21 protein-coding genes and 2 tRNA genes are annotated in these 15,215 nt (G+C 61.9%); 2 read left to right on the top strand and 21 right to left on the bottom strand.

Translation table 11 applies throughout. From position 1 onward, the window contains the following. Positions 1–11: 11 nt before the first annotated feature. The 7 genes from ADADO0_RS05410 to ADADO0_RS05440 are packed head-to-tail and all read right to left on the bottom strand — an operon-like array spanning position 12 to position 3,653. The gene (locus ADADO0_RS05410; protein WP_511304079.1) at positions 12–425 is read right to left on the bottom strand and encodes a phage-derived protein YdaY family protein; all 414 of its coding nucleotides are present in this window, start codon (positions 423–425) and stop codon (positions 12–14) included. Beyond that, complete coding sequence (locus tag ADADO0_RS05415; RefSeq protein ID WP_511304080.1) at positions 422–604, bottom strand: hypothetical protein; 183 nt, start codon at positions 602–604, stop codon at positions 422–424. Before ADADO0_RS05415 ends, ADADO0_RS05410 begins: the two co-directional genes overlap by 4 nt. Continuing rightward, positions 604–1,533, bottom strand: a complete 930-nt coding sequence (locus ADADO0_RS05420; RefSeq protein WP_511304081.1) for a phage tail tube protein — start codon at positions 1,531–1,533, stop codon at positions 604–606. Before ADADO0_RS05420 ends, ADADO0_RS05415 begins: the two co-directional genes overlap by 1 nt. 54 nt (positions 1,534–1,587) lie before the next feature. Beyond that, positions 1,588–1,998: a phage tail terminator-like protein gene (locus tag ADADO0_RS05425; RefSeq protein ID WP_511304082.1), complete on the bottom strand. Its 411-nt coding sequence runs from the start codon at positions 1,996–1,998 to the stop codon at positions 1,588–1,590. A gap of 3 nt (positions 1,999–2,001) precedes the next feature. After that, positions 2,002–2,664 (bottom strand): hypothetical protein, encoded by a 663-nt coding sequence (locus ADADO0_RS05430; RefSeq protein ID WP_511304083.1) that lies wholly within the window; start codon positions 2,662–2,664, stop codon positions 2,002–2,004. 6 nt (positions 2,665–2,670) lie between these two features. Beyond that, positions 2,671–3,027 carry a hypothetical protein gene (locus ADADO0_RS05435; RefSeq protein ID WP_511304084.1) on the bottom strand — a complete coding sequence of 119 codons (357 nt, stop codon included), beginning with the start codon at positions 3,025–3,027 and terminating at the stop codon, positions 2,671–2,673. Beyond that, a complete protein-coding gene (locus tag ADADO0_RS05440; protein WP_511304085.1) occupies positions 3,027–3,653 on the bottom strand; it encodes a head-tail connector protein in 627 nt (208 codons plus the stop codon). Before ADADO0_RS05440 ends, ADADO0_RS05435 begins: the two co-directional genes overlap by 1 nt. On the opposite strand from ADADO0_RS05440, the gene ADADO0_RS05445 reads away from it, so the two are divergent. Beyond that, a complete protein-coding gene (locus tag ADADO0_RS05445) occupies positions 3,652–3,879 on the top strand; it encodes a hypothetical protein (protein ID WP_511304086.1) in 228 nt (75 codons plus the stop codon). The genes ADADO0_RS05440 and ADADO0_RS05445 overlap by 2 nt on opposite strands. Here the strand turns inward: ADADO0_RS05445 and ADADO0_RS05450 are convergent. The 12 genes from ADADO0_RS05450 to ADADO0_RS05505 form a co-directional block, all read right to left on the bottom strand. Further along, positions 3,861–4,247: a hypothetical protein gene (locus ADADO0_RS05450; RefSeq protein ID WP_511304087.1), complete on the bottom strand. Its 387-nt coding sequence runs from the start codon at positions 4,245–4,247 to the stop codon at positions 3,861–3,863. The genes ADADO0_RS05445 and ADADO0_RS05450 overlap by 19 nt on opposite strands. A 63-nt stretch (positions 4,248–4,310) precedes the next feature. Beyond that, complete coding sequence (locus tag ADADO0_RS05455; protein WP_511304088.1) at positions 4,311–5,654, bottom strand: phage major capsid protein; 1,344 nt, start codon at positions 5,652–5,654, stop codon at positions 4,311–4,313. 9 nt (positions 5,655–5,663) lie between these two features. After that, a complete protein-coding gene (locus ADADO0_RS05460; RefSeq protein ID WP_511304089.1) occupies positions 5,664–6,545 on the bottom strand; it encodes a head maturation protease, ClpP-related in 882 nt (293 codons plus the stop codon). A gap of 8 nt (positions 6,546–6,553) precedes the next feature. Beyond that, complete coding sequence (locus tag ADADO0_RS05465; protein WP_511304090.1) at positions 6,554–7,789, bottom strand: phage portal protein; 1,236 nt, start codon at positions 7,787–7,789, stop codon at positions 6,554–6,556. A gap of 151 nt (positions 7,790–7,940) precedes the next feature. Continuing rightward, the gene (locus tag ADADO0_RS05470; RefSeq protein ID WP_511304091.1) at positions 7,941–9,839 is read right to left on the bottom strand and encodes a terminase large subunit; all 1,899 of its coding nucleotides are present in this window, start codon (positions 9,837–9,839) and stop codon (positions 7,941–7,943) included. Next, positions 9,802–10,191 carry a hypothetical protein gene (locus tag ADADO0_RS05475; RefSeq protein ID WP_511304092.1) on the bottom strand — a complete coding sequence of 130 codons (390 nt, stop codon included), beginning with the start codon at positions 10,189–10,191 and terminating at the stop codon, positions 9,802–9,804. The genes ADADO0_RS05470 and ADADO0_RS05475 overlap by 38 nt, the downstream gene beginning before the upstream one ends. Positions 10,192–10,389: 198 nt before the next feature. Further along, entirely contained in the window at positions 10,390–10,575 is a 186-nt protein-coding gene (locus ADADO0_RS05480) for an HNH endonuclease signature motif containing protein (RefSeq protein WP_511304093.1), read from the bottom strand. Positions 10,576–10,663: 88 nt separating this feature from the next. After that, complete coding sequence (locus tag ADADO0_RS05485) at positions 10,664–10,936, bottom strand: DUF2158 domain-containing protein (RefSeq protein ID WP_511304094.1); 273 nt, start codon at positions 10,934–10,936, stop codon at positions 10,664–10,666. 88 nt (positions 10,937–11,024) lie between these two features. Further along, positions 11,025–11,101, bottom strand: a tRNA-Met gene (locus tag ADADO0_RS05490). A 5-nt stretch (positions 11,102–11,106) separates the two neighbouring features. Continuing rightward, positions 11,107–11,185 (bottom strand) — tRNA-Pro (locus ADADO0_RS05495). Between the two features lie 389 nt (positions 11,186–11,574). Further along, entirely contained in the window at positions 11,575–12,603 is a 1,029-nt protein-coding gene (locus tag ADADO0_RS05500) for a hypothetical protein (protein ID WP_511304095.1), read from the bottom strand. Continuing rightward, on the bottom strand, positions 12,603–12,953 hold the full coding sequence (locus ADADO0_RS05505) for a hypothetical protein (RefSeq protein WP_511304096.1): 351 nt from the start codon (positions 12,951–12,953) through the stop codon (positions 12,603–12,605). The genes ADADO0_RS05500 and ADADO0_RS05505 overlap by 1 nt, the downstream gene beginning before the upstream one ends. A gap of 237 nt (positions 12,954–13,190) precedes the next feature. On the opposite strand from ADADO0_RS05505, the gene ADADO0_RS05510 reads away from it, so the two are divergent. Then, positions 13,191–13,322, top strand: coding sequence for a hypothetical protein (locus tag ADADO0_RS05510; RefSeq protein ID WP_511304097.1), 132 nt, complete (start codon positions 13,191–13,193; stop codon positions 13,320–13,322). 298 nt (positions 13,323–13,620) lie between these two features. Here ADADO0_RS05510 and ADADO0_RS05515 read toward each other — a convergent pair whose 3' ends face one another. Both ADADO0_RS05515 and ADADO0_RS05520 read right to left on the bottom strand, forming a co-directional pair. Further along, entirely contained in the window at positions 13,621–14,052 is a 432-nt protein-coding gene (locus ADADO0_RS05515) for a helix-turn-helix domain-containing protein (RefSeq protein ID WP_511304098.1), read from the bottom strand. Between the two features lie 2 nt (positions 14,053–14,054). After that, positions 14,055–15,215, bottom strand: a 1,161-nt coding sequence (locus ADADO0_RS05520) for a type I-C CRISPR-associated protein Cas8c/Csd1 (RefSeq protein ID WP_511304099.1), incomplete at its 5' end; no start/stop codon positions are given.

Consider the following 15,215-nt stretch of genomic DNA (forward strand, 5'->3'; position numbering starts at 1 on the left):
CAGGGCCTCGGTCAGTTTTTTACGTCGGCCTCAAGGGCGGCGCGGCCTCTCTGAGACACAACCGCAGAGGCATAGGCGACGGCACGGCGGATGGTCTCGCCGATGTCAGGATCGGTCATCAGTTCCCGGCGCGCATCCTCGGTGCACGGAATAGACGCATCGTCGTCATCCACCAGATCCCAGTCGATGAGGATTGCCCGCGCCATCACCTCGAGTGCCACAGCGTCGCGATCTTCATCCGAAAATGCGGCCCGCCTCTCCTCAGAGAGCTTGGCGATTTCCTCGTCGCGAACAATGTTTGCGGATGGATTGTGGGTGCCCCGCACCTTGAGGTTCACGCCTTCAAGCCCCTGGATGGGGAGATCCCCAACCCAGGCGCCTTCGACGACGTTGCGAACCGACTTCTTGACGGATGCTAGCTTCACTTGTCGGTTCCCTTCCGAGGCTTGGCCGCCGGCTCAGCGGCTGGCGCGCGGGCGTGTCTCTTTTCGATGATCAGGTCGGCAAATTCGTCCGGCAGTGACGGCGTTTCACCGATCGCGAACACGACTTTGCGTCCCTCGGGGTACCCCTCGAAGGACTCTATGATTTCAACGGTTTTCATCAGGCGACGGCCCGCGTGATCTTGATCGATGCGGCCTCGGTCGCGTCATAGAGCCCGCGGAACGGGATCGACACGATGACGTCGTCATCATTGCCCGCGAGTTTGCGCGCGCCATCAAGGAAGCGTGCCTTGGGGATCAGAACCGTGTATTTCTTGGTGGTCGCGTTGCCGATGGTGAAGCTCAGTGCACCACCGCCGTGGTCAAGCACTGCCTGATAGAGTGCGTTGCTCTCGAAGTACGCTTCAAGGGTGCCGGTGACGTCGCAGCGGCCCTTGCCGAACTCCGCCGTGTAGATCGTATCGACGGCCGGCCGGGTACGCAGATTGCGCCCCACAGAAAGTGTCAGAGAGCGAACAGTGGGCGTGGGGCTGATGCTCGCAACAGCGAGGCTGGCGACACTCACGCCGGCCGTCATGACAGGCTCGGTATTCGCAGCCGTGTAGGTCGCGCCGGAAACGATGGCGTTCGCCAGGGTCTCCTGCTTGCCCATGATGGCAAAGCTGGTGGTCACTTCAGCCCGGCTGTTGATGCTCATCTGCCAGGTGTTGATGCAACAGCCACCGAAACGGGAAAAGCTGTCCGTGGCGCCGAGTTCCAGCGTCTCCTCGAACGTGAAAGACTTCGCCGTCATGGCGTTCTTGAGCACGTTCGTGGTCCACGCGCCCATAAGCGCGGCTTCGAGTAGGTCGTCGAAGGTGCCGTAAGACATCTCGCCGGGGTATTCCCCGGTGACATCGATACCCACCAGCATCTCGTCCGACACGTTGCCATCGGCGCGAAGCTCTGCGCTGGTCTTGGTGGACTTCGCGGACTTCAGGCCGCCGCCAGTGGTACGAAGAATTTTGAAGGTGGGCGTGGCCGGCGTGACACTGAACGAGGACTCAGCGACATAGGCGATGCGCGCCTCGCTGGAAGATGCGAAAGCCATACAGGACTCCGAAAATGTGGGAGGGCGGCGTCAGCCGAGCGCGAGGGCTCTAGGTCAGCCGAGAATGTCGAATTGGTACGGAATGGCGCTGCTCAGCGCCCAGTAGTTGCCTGCGTCGGCGCGGTCATCGAGGACGGCCGGCGATGCGGCGAACGTCACGACGTTGTCGAAGCGTTTCCCGCGGAACAGGGCGCGGACCTCATCGAGCCACACTGTCCATTCGTCGATGCCGGCGCCGCGGGGGATTTCGAGGACGAAGCGGATGGCGCCCTCCTCCCGGTAGAGGTTGGAGCCCGGCGCGCCGATGCTCATGCGCTCCTCGGTGGCGACGGGATACTGCACCGCCAGGAAGGGCGAGCCTTCAGCCGGCGTGGTCTGCTTTTCGTTGGGATATGCGACTGGGCAACGCGTCCAATTGGCATCAAGCCGGGCCCGGACGGCGGCCATTACTGCTGCGCTCGCCATGGGCTACCTTGTGATGATTATTGCGGGGACGCGTGTTTCGGTCTCGCGGTTATGAGCAAACCGCTTGGCGGCCGATGCCTTCTTGCCGCCTCGCTTGCCGCCCAGGGCGACGTAGGCGCGGATGGGCGATTGATAGCCAAACCTGATGCGCGCCACGTTGCCGAAGCGTTTGGCGGCAAGCGCCGCAGTCACTTCGTATACGCCATCAGGCGCTTGCTTGGACAGGCCGCGCTCGATCTTGCGGGCGTAAGGTACCGTCGACAGATAGACGTACTCTTTCGCCAGTGGAATGGTCGGCGATTGCGGGTCTATTTCGACGCCGTCCGCGAACAACACATGCGACTTGCGATACTTGCCAGAGCGAACCGGCGAGTGCTTGATGAGCAGCAGGTCGATGAAGCCGAACATATCGTCCATGACCTCGAAGTCGTGAACGATTACGCCGTCTGGGTTGACGGCATCCTCGGACTTCCCCGGCGAGCCATCGACGATGGTTAGATGCGGTGGGATGGCCCCTAGGGCCTTGCGGTTGGTTTCCTGTGCCTCGGCAAGGTTGGACCTCGCAAACGCCGCCAGGGCTGCGCTGCGGGCTTGTGGCGACATTTCCTCGGCAAACCAAACCTCGGCATTGCGGTTGATGATGCTGATCCGGGTGGAGATCGCCATTAGCGATTAGCCATCGACCTGCAACTCGATCCGCACCACGCGGCCGGCCATGCGCATCGGCACAGCGCCTGTGACGTTGCGCTCGCGGCCATCGACCACCAGCTTGTCGCCAACCTCCGGCCAGCCTTGCGGCCCAGGCCATGCTGCGGCGGCGATCTGTGTGGGGGAGAGGATGGCCTTGCTGCCGCCCTGGACAATGCCGCCGACGAGTTCCTCTGGAGCGTATCCGCGTACGTGCGCCTGGACGGTGACGTCCGACGCCACCCGAGCGGCTCCGAGGCCCGTGTAGCGCCGAAGCGTGGCCGGGGCACCATTGCGGGCTAGATGGCGGTCAAGGGCGGCAACGGCTGTTTCTGGCGTCATCAGGGCCCCCAGATACGGAAGCGGGCGAGCATGCTGTCCGACGCCTGCTTGGCCATGTCGGCTGCCTGCGTGGTGAGTGCCCACTCGGTGGAGCCAACGCCGTCGACTGTCTCGCGTTTCACAAAGACGTCCTCGCGAGCCATGGCCCGGAGACGCTGCGCGATCAGGATGACGGCCATGCGCGCCGGCATAAGCTGCGGGTCGTTGTCCTCATAGCCGGCCACGAAGCGGACGGTCACGGCGTTAGGCGCAGGGAGCACCTCGGGCCATGTCTGGCCATGTGCCGGCACGAGCGTCGCGATGGGAGCGCCGCATGTGGTGTACGCGTCCTCAGGGAGGGTTTGCAGTACGCCGGCCGTGTCCAGATAGGTCACGGAGACGATGGAACGCAGCGGCGGGAACGGAAGGGCAATGCCGGACTTCAGTACGCACCCGTGCACGACCAGTTCGATGGTTTGCTCGCCGAAAGCGCGTCCAACCCAACTGGTGGGTGGCTCGATTTCGGCCTGGGCGGCAGCGACAAGCATGCTCACCAGCATGTCGTCGCCACCGTCGATGATCCGCATGAATCGCTTGGCTTCCGCCAGCGAAACAATCGGCAGCGGGGGCTCAATGATGCGGATCATGGGGTTACGCTCGCTTGGCGCGAGTCCTCACTGGTGCGTCGGCCGCTGGGTCGGCAGGGGCAGCCTCGCCGTCAGGGCCGGCCACGAAGCCGGCCTCAACAAGACCGGCCTCGACGCTGCCGAAGTCACGCTCATCACCGGGAACAAGTTGCTCCACGGTGAAGCCGTCCGCTGCGTAGCGGAACGGCGCGATTACGACGCCCATGCTCAAGCCGTCGGGCGGTAGTCGGGATGGCCCTTGATGACCACGACGCCGACCACGATGGACGTGCCGGAGGTGTAGGTCACGACGGCGCGGACGTAACGCTTGGTGCCCTTGTAGCCGAACCAGTAGGTGGAGCTTGCGGCAAGCGCAGTCGGCGCGGTGCCGAGATAATCACCCGCAGCAACGTCGGTATACGTCGAGTTGTCGTCCGACTCCTGCAGCTTCACGCCGAACAGGCCGGCCGACACGATGGCGCCCGTGGTTACGCCGATTGCAGCGGAATTGAACCCGCGAAGGTCGATACCGGTACCATTGACGAGGGCAGTCTGAGCCGCCGGGACAACAGACGTCACCAGCGCAATGTTGGAATAAAGGTCTCGCTTGGCCATATCAGCCTAACTCCTTGAATTGTAGAAAGAGAAAGGGCGCCCGAAGGCGCCCTGCTGATTGGCTTACGCCGAAGTGACCATGAGCTTGACCGCTTCGAAGTTCACGACATCGCCGCCAACGCGCCGACGGTTGTAAAACTTGACGAACGGCTTGGCCGTCAGGTTGTCGCGCAGCAGCGTGATGCCGAGGCGATCCACGATGGTGTACGCGGCGCGGAAGTCGCCGAACGCCACCGAGAGGCTAGAGGCCGCGACCGTGGGCATGTCCTCGCAGCGGACCACCGGGAAGCTGAGCACCGTCGCCGGCTGGCCGCCACGAATGTCACCCATCTGCCAGAGGTAGTTGCCCTGGCCGTCCTTCAGCTTCATGACGTCGCGCACGGTGGTGCGCTTCATCAGGAAGTTGGCGTTCGTGGTGTAGAAGTCCTTCAGCGCGAACACGAGGTTGTAGAACGCATCTGCAGTCAGCGCGTTGGCGCCACCGGAGACAATCTGCTCGATGGTGCCATTCGTGGTACCGCTGCCATAGGTCAGAAGACCGCGGGGCTGGTTGGTACCGGAGCCGGTGAAGAACGCGGTCGCTTCGATGCGCCCCATCTTCTCGCCGACCTTATTGGCCACCCAGGCTTCGATATCGAGACCGGCGTCTTCGATCATGTTCTGGGTAACGCGAGGCTCCGCGAACATCTCGTGGGCGAAGATCTTGGTAGAGCCAAGCTGCGAAGTGCTGGTTTCGCTGGGCGCCGTGGTCTCACCGACCCAGCCTCCGTTCCCGAATTCGCCCTCATCGCGCGGGATCTCGAGTTCCTTGCCGCCGATGCTCTCGACCGTAGCGAGGGCGCGAAGGTTGGAGGTCTCATAGACCTTCTTGATGATGCGGCTGGAAACCGTCACCGGCACCAGATAGCCGCCGTCCGGATCGGAGCCGGTCTGCATCGCCGCCTGATACTCGGGGCGCATCGCCGCCTCGGCGCGAGCACGCATGAAGGACTTAAACGCCTTCGCATAAGCAGCGTATGCCTCGGCGTCGGCCTGAACTTCGGTGTTCACACCGAGCTTGCCTTCGGTCACGAGCTTCGCCTTCGCAAAGTCGAATGCAGCCTTGGCCTCGGCGGCGACATCATCGCCACCCCATCCGGCGGCAACGCCGGGAAGCTTCAGGGCGGTGTCGAGACGCTCAACCTCGGCGGTGATGGTCTTGAGGCCCTTCTCAAGTACGGCGTGCTTCGTCTCGACGGACTCGGCGAGCACCTTGATCTTCTCGGTGACAAGCGGATCGACCTTCTTGCCGCTCGAGTCGATTTCGTCACGGAGCGCCTTCAGATCGCGCTGGGTGCTCTCAGTGAGAGTCTTCACGTCGCCGCCGATCTGGCTGATGTCCTTGACGATGTCTTCAGTGGTGGGCATTAGCCCCTCCTAGTTCTGATGTGGGAAAGCCGCACGGGCGCTCTGAAGCGCGGCGGCGAGTGCGGTCAGGTCCACGTCAGCGCCAGGCATGACTTCGGACTTGTTCATGGTGGTGGTGTTGCCGGCGCGGATGTCCCTGATCAGGGATCGCGCCTGCGTCCGAGTGCGCCCAGCGTCACGCATGAGCACCTTCTCGATGTCTTCCTCGGTGGAGTAATCGAGGTCTTCTTCAGCGTTCCACGCCAGCGCCGTTGGCGCCCTCGCGTAGACCGACAGATCGAATTTCGCCTTCGCGCCGGCCTCGTTGTGGGGCGCGACTGAGGTTGCGAAGCCCTTCTCAACCGCCTCTTTGGCGGTCATCCAAGTTTCGTCATCCATCATCCGCTTGATGTCGCGAATGCCAGCCTTGGTTTGCGCCGCGTATGTGCGTGCCAGCGCGTCGTCGATCTTGGCGAGAACGGCCGATACTTCGCCGAAGTCGTGCCGGTTGCCGACAGCCACGGTCCACGCGTTGTGGATCATCATGAAGCTGTTTTCAGCCATCACGACTTCGTCGCCGGCCATCGCGATGATGGAGGCGATGGAGGCAGCCATGCCGACCACCTCTACGCGGACCTTGCCGTCGTGAGCGAGGAGGTCGTTATAGATGGCGATGCCATCGAAGACGTCGCCGCCCGGACTGTTGATGCGCAGGACGATGTCGCCAGATGTGTCGCGGAGCTGAGAGCGGAAGCGCTTGGCGTTCACGCCCCAATATCCAATCTCGTCGTAGAGATCGATCGTGGTAGCGGCATCGCTGGCGGCCGCCACGAACTGCGTGTTTAGGGCGCGCGCAAAGAAACGCTCTCGGCGATCTCCCGAGAGGGGCGAGCCGATGTCAATTTTATCCATGGATGTTCCTAGGCGGCCGCAGCAGGAGCCGGCTTGGCGGGCTCTGGCGCGTTATCGTTGACCTGAATCGCCGGGTTCTCGTAGACGTCGCCACCCTCGTAAGGGTTCATGTTCTCGCGGCCACGGACCTCGTTGGCGCTCATGATTTTGTTCTGAACCAGTATGGAATACCCCTCCATGCGGGTCTTGAAGTCGCCGCGGAGGATGTCTTCGAACAGGAACTCGGCGAAGTATTCGTCGCGCTCATCGGGCGCCAAAAGGTCTTGGTTGATGCGCGCCTCGATGCGTTTTGCCCAGGGCCGCAGCACCTGGTTCACGAACTCTAGCGACTGGTGTTCAATGTTGTTGTTCGTACTGCGCGAAAGGTCGCCGATCATATGCGCCGGAACGCGGAAAATTCCGGTGATCTCGGTACGCTGGAACGCGCGGGTCTCAAGGAACTGAGCGTCATCCGGGTTGATGGACAGCGCAACCCACTCCATTCCCTCTTCGAGGATGAGAGGCCGGCTTGAGTTGGAGAGGCCGCCGTACTTCGTCTCGAACTGAGTGCGCAGCGACTCGATAGCCTCGCCGCCAACTGTCTGTGTTGTCTTGAGCACGCCGCTCGGCTTCACGCCGTTGCGATAGAGGTGCGCCCCGAACTTCTCGGCCGCCATTCCGAGGCCGATGGCCTCGCGCGCCAGGGAAATCAACGACTGGCCGACATAGCCCTTCGGCATGGGGCCGCGCAGATGGTGAATTTCAGACGGCTTAAGCCGCTTTCGCATGTTGTTCGGTAGCGTGACGGTGTAAATGGGCGAGTAATCTCGCGCCTGCTCGATCGTCACCGGATCCGGATTGAGCGGGACCAGCCCCTCACATCGGCCCAGGTTATCCCGCTGCACATACGCGTAGCCATTGCCGCGCGTCGCCAGATTGATCATCTGGCCTTCGAAATACTCGTACGATGTGTTCCAGGCGCTCGCTTGATCGTGCAGCACCCGATACAATGGATGGTCCGTCGCCCTGTCCTTGCCGCCATCCTTGCGGCGTCGGTACAGGATGCAAGGCAAGCTAGCCAAGCTCTCCGACAGCACCCTGACGCAGGCCAGCACAGTGGTGTAGCGCAAGGACGCTTCAGGGGAGATATACATCCCAGTGCCGGTCTCTACACTGCCCTCAAGGGCTTTTAGCAGATCCTTGCTGTTCTCGATCCCGCGTTCGACGTCTGACGAGCCAAGGATGGCTCCGAACAGGCCGGCCATCAGGTCTGACCTCTCGAGAGTGCGAGTACGCCGGCAAGGACAAGCAACCCGCCAACGATGAAGCCGGCGGGCTCATAGATGCGCCAAGCGCCATAGGAAATAGACGCGACGGCCAGGAGTCCGGCTGCGTCGCGCGCGAAGACAAGAGCCCTCATATTTCGATGAACCCTCTCGTCTTATAGACGCTTTCACGTTTGACGGGAGCGCCATCAGTGGCGGCTCCGATTGCCATTGCGAGCGCAACGGCGACGTCGATGCGAACCGACGCCTTGGCTTTGACGAACCAACGGTTCCCCTGCGGATCCGAGTCGAATGTCGAGCCCATCATGGCCGTCATCAGAACAGGGCTGCTCCGAAGCCGGATACGTCCGTCGATGATCATGTTTTCCAGTTCGGCGACCGAACCAGGCATCCAAAGACCCTGCGGCGGCTCTACACGAGCGCGCTTCGCCGCCTCGACTTTCGCGGGCTCTGGCTTCGCGCGGTTTTTGCCACCCTGCGGGTGGGCTACGTGCTCAACATTGACGCCAATGGCCTCGACTTCCGCCCTGAACTTGTCATAGGCGTACCTGTCGTAAGCCACGCACTGGATGTCGTACGTCTGGTCGATTTCTTGCAGTCGCGCCGCGACGAAGTCGTAGCGGATGCGTTCACCGGGCGGCGCATTGAGCCAGCCGTCACGCACCCATACGTCGTATGGCGCCTTGTCTGCCTTGGATCGTGCTTCCAACGTGTCTTTCGGTGTCCAACCCTCCACCCACGCGTCGAACGTAGGCAGTCGAACAATGCTCTCGTCGGGCCGCTTCACGTCTATGAAGCCGGTCGGGACCGCGCACGCCAGCGCCGTGATGTCCTTGCTGGACGACAAGTCCACGCCGCAGAACACCTTGTGGGTGCGATGCACTTTCTCCGGGTCGAAGTCGGCCATGACCGCCTCGACCTTGGCGCGCGACATCCACGCCTTGTCCGCGTCCGTCCAGACGCAGAAATGCAGGCGCAAAATGTTGTTCATCTTGCCGGGAACCTGGTTGGCTTCCGCCACCACTCCTGCCAGATAGTCGTGTGTCAGGATGGTTCCGAGGAGCGGGTTCGCCTTCGCCCAGCACGATGAATCCTTGAGAGGATCGTCGTCCTTATCCAGGCAGCAGATGAACGCAAACACGGCGTCGCTGCCGTCCCATGTGTCGCCGACATAGGTTAGGTCGTCGTCCGGCGCCTGTGTGCCAAGCACCACCTTCACAGCGCGCGTGCGCTCTTCCCAGCACACCGAGTTTCGGTCGCTGCCGCTGTTCGTGATCATCAGCAGCAAGGGCTGCCGGCGGAATTTAAAGCCGCGCTGCAACATCTCCATGATGCCGCGATCGGGATGTTCGTGGACCTCGTCGCAGAGCGCAAAATGTGGGCGCGGGCCAGAGCCGGACTTGCCGGCCTCTTTCGAGATGGGGCGGAAGAACGACTGCGACCTGTGATGTGCGATGTTGAACTCGCGCCCAAGGCCACCACTAAATTTCAACCGCTTTGGGACAAATCCGGGCGCCTGTCGCGCCATCTTGCAGGCGTCCTGAAACAGGATCTGCGCTTGCTCCTTCTTGGCAGCAGCGGCATAGATCTGAGCGCCGGCCTCTTTGTCGGCCATCAGGCCGTAAAGCCCTACCCCGCCAGCCCAGGGGCTTTTGCCATTCCCCTTCCCTTCCTCAATATAAGCCGTCCTGAAGCGGCGCGATCCGTCCTGACGCTTCCATCCGAAGATGGATCCAAGCTTGAACGCCTGCGAGGGGTGGAGTTTGAAGGGTCGGCCATCAAACTGGCCTTCGCTTAGTTTGAGCTTCTCCTCGAAGTAGCGAAGCACGTGTAGCGCCGCATCCTCATCGAACCACAGGCCGCGCTCGTGGCCGCGGGCTACGTCATCGAAGTGTCGGCGACATGCGGCGCGCACCAGGGGGCCGACTACTTCTTCTCCACTCAGGACGGCTCGGGCGTAATCTTCGACGCGCTGCTGCGCAGGACCAACCTCAGTCGTCGAGGAGGTCGTCTTTTTCTTCATCCTCATCAGGGACATTCACCTTCGAGGCGTCGGCCGGGTTTGCACCCATCTGGCCGAGGCATTGGCGCAGCAAATTGAGCGCCTGCACGCCGACCTCCTCGCCTCCGATGAGGCGGCCATAGATGCTGGCGGCAATGCCGAGGTGGGCGCGGTGTGAGCTATTCAGCCAAGGCAGATCCTTGACGAGATCGTTCCACGCGGTGCGCGCGTGGTTGGTGCCGTTGTTCTTGATCCAGATCGGCGGCGGCCCTAGCGGGCCTGTTCCGGAGGGATCTGCCCTGTCACGGAACCGCTGCGGATCCTTTGTGTCCCGCGCCTCAGCTTTTGCCTTGGCGAGGGGTGTTCTCGGCCTTGGCATGAGGGCACCTTTAGGTCATGTTTTGAATTGCGGACGTGTGCACGATGGCCCGTTGTCGGTCAGGGCCCCCAAAGGGCCCAAGGAACGGACCCACCCCCCGTATGCCTGATAATAAGGCACACATTGTAATAATGTTGCGTCTAATGTGCTGATTGAGCAACAATATTGCTCATGATGCCATATGATATGGCAAACTTACTATATTGGCCATCCATCCGGCCCGAACAGGATGACATCCTGCCCCAACTCCATCCGCTTCTTCGTGCTGTCGTGATGGTACTTGCACAATGGCTGGAGGTTGGCCCTATCCCAGAACAGCGCCTCGTCGCCCCTGTGAGGCTTGACGTGGTCGACCACGGTGGCCGGCTCAATGACTTCAGCCACCATGCACATGGTGCACAGTGGCGTCTCGCTCAGCACCGATGCCCTCAGCCTAAGCCACCGTGCGGTGACATAGAGGTGGTGCCAGGGCTTAGTGGACTGTGTCGTTGGGCGACGGGCCATACTGCACCAGCATGTCGGCATCGAAGACGTCACGCAGCGGGCCCACCCAGCAGCCCTCTACGTCGGTGCCCTCGAACCACACCACAGATACGTCGCCGCACTCCTCGCACACATCCTCTACGGTCATGCGCTGCCCACCAGAGGTGAGCACCACCACATCGCCGGGGGCGAGGCTGTAGGCATAGGGTGCCAGGACTGCTGACTGCGCATCGGGGTAGAGCCCCCAAGGGGTGTCGATCATCGGGCACCTGCCGCAGTGAGCATGGCATTGGCCGCGCGAATGACGGCGCTCCAGAACGTGGCTCGCATGTGGTCTCCTTCGGTGTGGTTGGTTGCGGGAATGGGATTCGAACCCATGACCTTCGGCTTATGAGGCCGACGCGCTACCTGACTGCGCTACCCCGCGGAAAATGGTCTAGGTGGCTGGATTCGAACCAGCGATTTTCGCCTTCCGAGGGCGACGGGAACGGCCAGACTTCCCCACACCTAGATTGGTGTTAGGTCGTGGCTCGGGGCGTTCGACTGTGTCGTCCATGGGGAAGCTCCGAATGAATAATTGCGAGCCGGTCGTCTGTTGCGGGCCGCATGGCTTTCGCCGCTACGCTGCACACTCGTTCCGGCTCGCCTGGGCCGCCAATGCGGCCTCCTTGCATGCTGCGCACGCTAGTATTTCCGCCCCCGCCTCAACCCGTAGGGAGGCAGGGGCAATCACCCGCGAGCGGAGGAGAAGACGCTCGCAGGGGTGAGGGTGTCGGGGGCTGGCTCTATGGGTTCCGAGGGATACGTACCGGACCTGCCGCGCCCCGATCAGGGTGGCGCCTCAAAGGCGCATTTCTTACTTGTACTCTAATTATAGCACTTGAGGTGATTACGTGATCACTAGGCTGCCGCCTCCCGTCTAGTGAGTGTGCCGTAGAACACCGCCAGATTGCGCAGCCCTGAGGAAAGGCGATCTCCAGCAACGGCGATTCTTGCGCCTCTACCACGCTGCCCGATCACTTCACCCGCCTCTTCTAGAGTCTTCCCGTCGATCAGCACCGCGTCCACCACGGGCGCGAACCTAGTGCCCATCGCGGCCCTCGCTTGCCTGTACCGCTCCAGGGCAAACACCGCCCGGTCGCTGCCATACAGGCCACCTACACTTGTGCCAGCACCTGAGCCGCAGTCCACCTTCTCGCGGCCGTAGTCGATGGCGCCCAGCGGCGCGAGCCCTGCGCTGTGGTGGTCGGTGCGGTAGCGCAGGCCAGCCGCATACAGGCTCTCGTTGATGCGGGGGATCTTGTCCAACTGCCCGCGCTTCCACATGCGCTCGAACCCCTCGAGCACGCGGGTAGCATCGGGCGCCTCATTGTCGTTCTCGGCGTGCAGCACGCGGTCATCACCGAAGGCGACGGCGGCGAGGCTGATACCGCTCATGGTCACGACGGCGTTGCGCTTGCCGGCGCCCCACCAGATGCGCACCACGTCCTCAAGGCCGGCGGCGAGCGCGGACAGGTTGTCGATGTCGGCCACAGGTTGAGCGGCCGCCAGCGCGTGCCGCACGGCGCGGCTGCGATGAATGCTGCGGACAGCCTCGATGGTCTCGTCGAGCTTGGCGAGGATGTCCTTGCGCGGCTGCTCGCAACGCGTCCACTTTCCGTCCTTGTCCCGCCAGTCGTATTTGCCGGACCCGCCGAGGTGCGACGTGCCGGCCTTAAACATGCGATGCAGGATTTCCCCGGCATCGCGCTCGTTGGCGTCGATGCTGCCCTCGCTGCACATGGTGGCGAGTAGGCGCAGAGGGTCTATGGCAATGTCGCCAGACGCGGCGTCGAGCCCGTCGATGAGCGCGTCCGTCGGATCCACTACGATCGCGTCTTCGGCCAGGGTGTCGAAGCTGACGAAGGTGGGAATGAATCCGTTGCGCATCAGGCTGCCTTCATGAATTCGAGGGTGTCAACGCATTCGGGGCGGGCCAGTCTGGCGTTATCCGCCTTGTCGATGAGCGCCGTTTGGGCGCCGCCCTCGCTGCCGTACCACTCGACACGGACTTCTAGGGCGCGGAAGTCGTCGACGAGGGTGGGAATGACTGCCGCCCATACACGTTCGGCTGACGCATATTCGGCGACCGCTCCGGTGGTGGGGATGTCGTAATAGCCTGACCGCACATCCTCGATGAGTTGGGCCACCAAGTCGTCGGGCTTCTCGGCCTCGCCGCAGTTCGCAATCAGCTTGGGCGGCTTCACGCGTTTCAACGCATTGTCGTTTGCGTGCTCCATGGCAGCGCATTCCTTCTGTGATGATGGTGGGTGCGGCAGGGACGTGGCCTGCCCAGATGCGTGCCGCTATGGCCGCTGATTCCACATATAGTAGCTACTAAATCGCCTGACGCAACATATTGTGTCGCGAAACCGCACTCATGCACAACATTATTACGCTTGACACGAAAGCCATTTGTCCGCATAGTGCGGACATCGCCGAGGGATTGGCCCAGGCGAACTTGAGGGAATACCCCGATGACCGAGATGACCATGGACAGCCAGGAGCAAACCGCCCGCATCGAGATGATGCTCGCTGAGACCCGCAAGTTCTCCGCCGAGCAGAACAAGCTCGCAGCAGAGGCCATCAAGCTGGCGCGCGACACCTAGTTCGCACCCTGGCAGGCTGTGTTCGCTGGCATGGGCGCTTCCGCCGCCCTGATCGGTGCCACCGTCGCCGTCATGAAGGTGTTCGGTGGATGACACCAGACCGCTTCCGTGAATGCCTCACCCTGCTGCGCTGGTCGCAGCGGGGCTTGGCAGATGCCCTACAATGCGATGACCGCCTTGTGCGCCGCTGGGCGGCAGGGGACGCAGACGTGCCACCGGAAGTGGCGGCATGGCTGGATGCGCTGGGCAAGGCCCTTGAGGCGCTCCCCGCGCCTACGGCGTGGCGGACTAGGGCGAGTTAGGCCGGAGGTGCGCCGAACGCCTGAATGGCGAGGATGAGCAGGCGCGGATATTTAAACCCCAACCCCTGCTCAATGTGGTCGTACGTTGATTTCGGCATGCCAAGCATGGCGGCCGCTTGCGCCGCTGTTATCTTCTGGAGTTCGCGCCATTCACGCACCTCCAGCGCAAGCGTGGCTGCATCGTCTTCAGGCGACTCGCCGAGGCTTTCGTCGCTTCTGAGCGACAGGGCAGATCGCACTCTCTCCGGCTTGTCAGTCTCGATCCAACCGCCGGCACGATCGCGCAATGCGCGAAACGATGCGCCATCCAGAACATCGGACGTGTTGCGGTAGACCAAGACACCGTTGCCATAGGACGATGATGGGTGATTGACCGTCCAGCGGAGCGCCCGCGATATCGAGCCTGGAATGTGGAGAACATAAGCCATAGCTATGCGCCTGGATGATCAAGGTTGAGGGCTACGGTGAGTAGGCCAATTCGCCGGCCTAGTGTTTTGTAATCGGCCCGGTTGAGCCTAACGATTTCGCCCAGCACAGAGCGTGGTAACTCCGCGTGCCCCATCAGCACGGCCTGCATTATTCCAGTCACGACCTGCTCTTGCTGCGGGCTTGGATAAACAGAATCTTGCCAGCGGTAGACGTATTGGTCATGCCAGTCAGCATAACCAGACACCGCAGCCTTCAGTCTCTGGCGAAACGTGCGCAGCCGATTGGCTGCGGTGTCACCGTCAACGACCACATAAAGGCGGCATGCGATGCGCGCTGGTGGGTAAAGCGTCAAGGCAACAAAATGCACATCACCAGGATACGCGGTCGGCGCATCGGGGATCAAGCTATCCTCCGGCGCCCAGCGCGATCTTATGAGGTGTGGAGTCGGATCGAGTAGAGGGTGCCCCTCAACCCAGCCAAAGATTGCCGTGTTGCCGACTCGCACTGTGGTTTGCCTGCTAGTGAGCCAATTGGCTGCCGGCCCATATTTTGGCGTCACCGCCTCTGAGAAATTCGGCTCAGTCTGTCCGAAACTCTCTGCGGATGGCATCCCGCCAGTTACCAACCGGGATAACGAGTAGCCCGATATGACTTGGATGCGTGGGTTTTCGCCCGACGGCACATAGTAACGGGACCAAGCCGATCGAATCTCAGGCACATCTTCGGCGGCCAAGCCGTCGACCCTTATGCCATAAAACCCTATTAAATCTTTCGCATTGGTGAGTAGGGGCGGGCCTTCAAGGAAGGATAATATAGCCTTCGCGGTTAAATTCTGTACCCCTCCCAAAACTCTCTGGTGCAGATCTCGCATAGCAGCACGGCTGTTTTTTGCGCGAGCACTTGCCCCACCGAACCAATAGTCAGGCTTACCGGACAAAAACGCGGCAGCAATGTTCGAGGATCGGCTGGGCAGAGTCGGCATGAGTGCACGCTGCCGATCAGGTCGGCGCGCCTCAATACCGAGATACACTCCAGCGCCATCTATGAGTACGTCGGCGGCCATGGAGGCTTCGGAAAACCCCTCCTCTGGCAACAGGCCGGCAGAAAGCAAGTCGCCATGTAGGCGGGTGAGGGCAGCGAGAAGGTCTGGCATGTTTGCCTC

It is taken from the genome of Aquabacter sp., from assembly GCF_965279295.1.
GTDB lineage: Bacteria > Pseudomonadota > Alphaproteobacteria > Rhizobiales > Xanthobacteraceae > Aquabacter.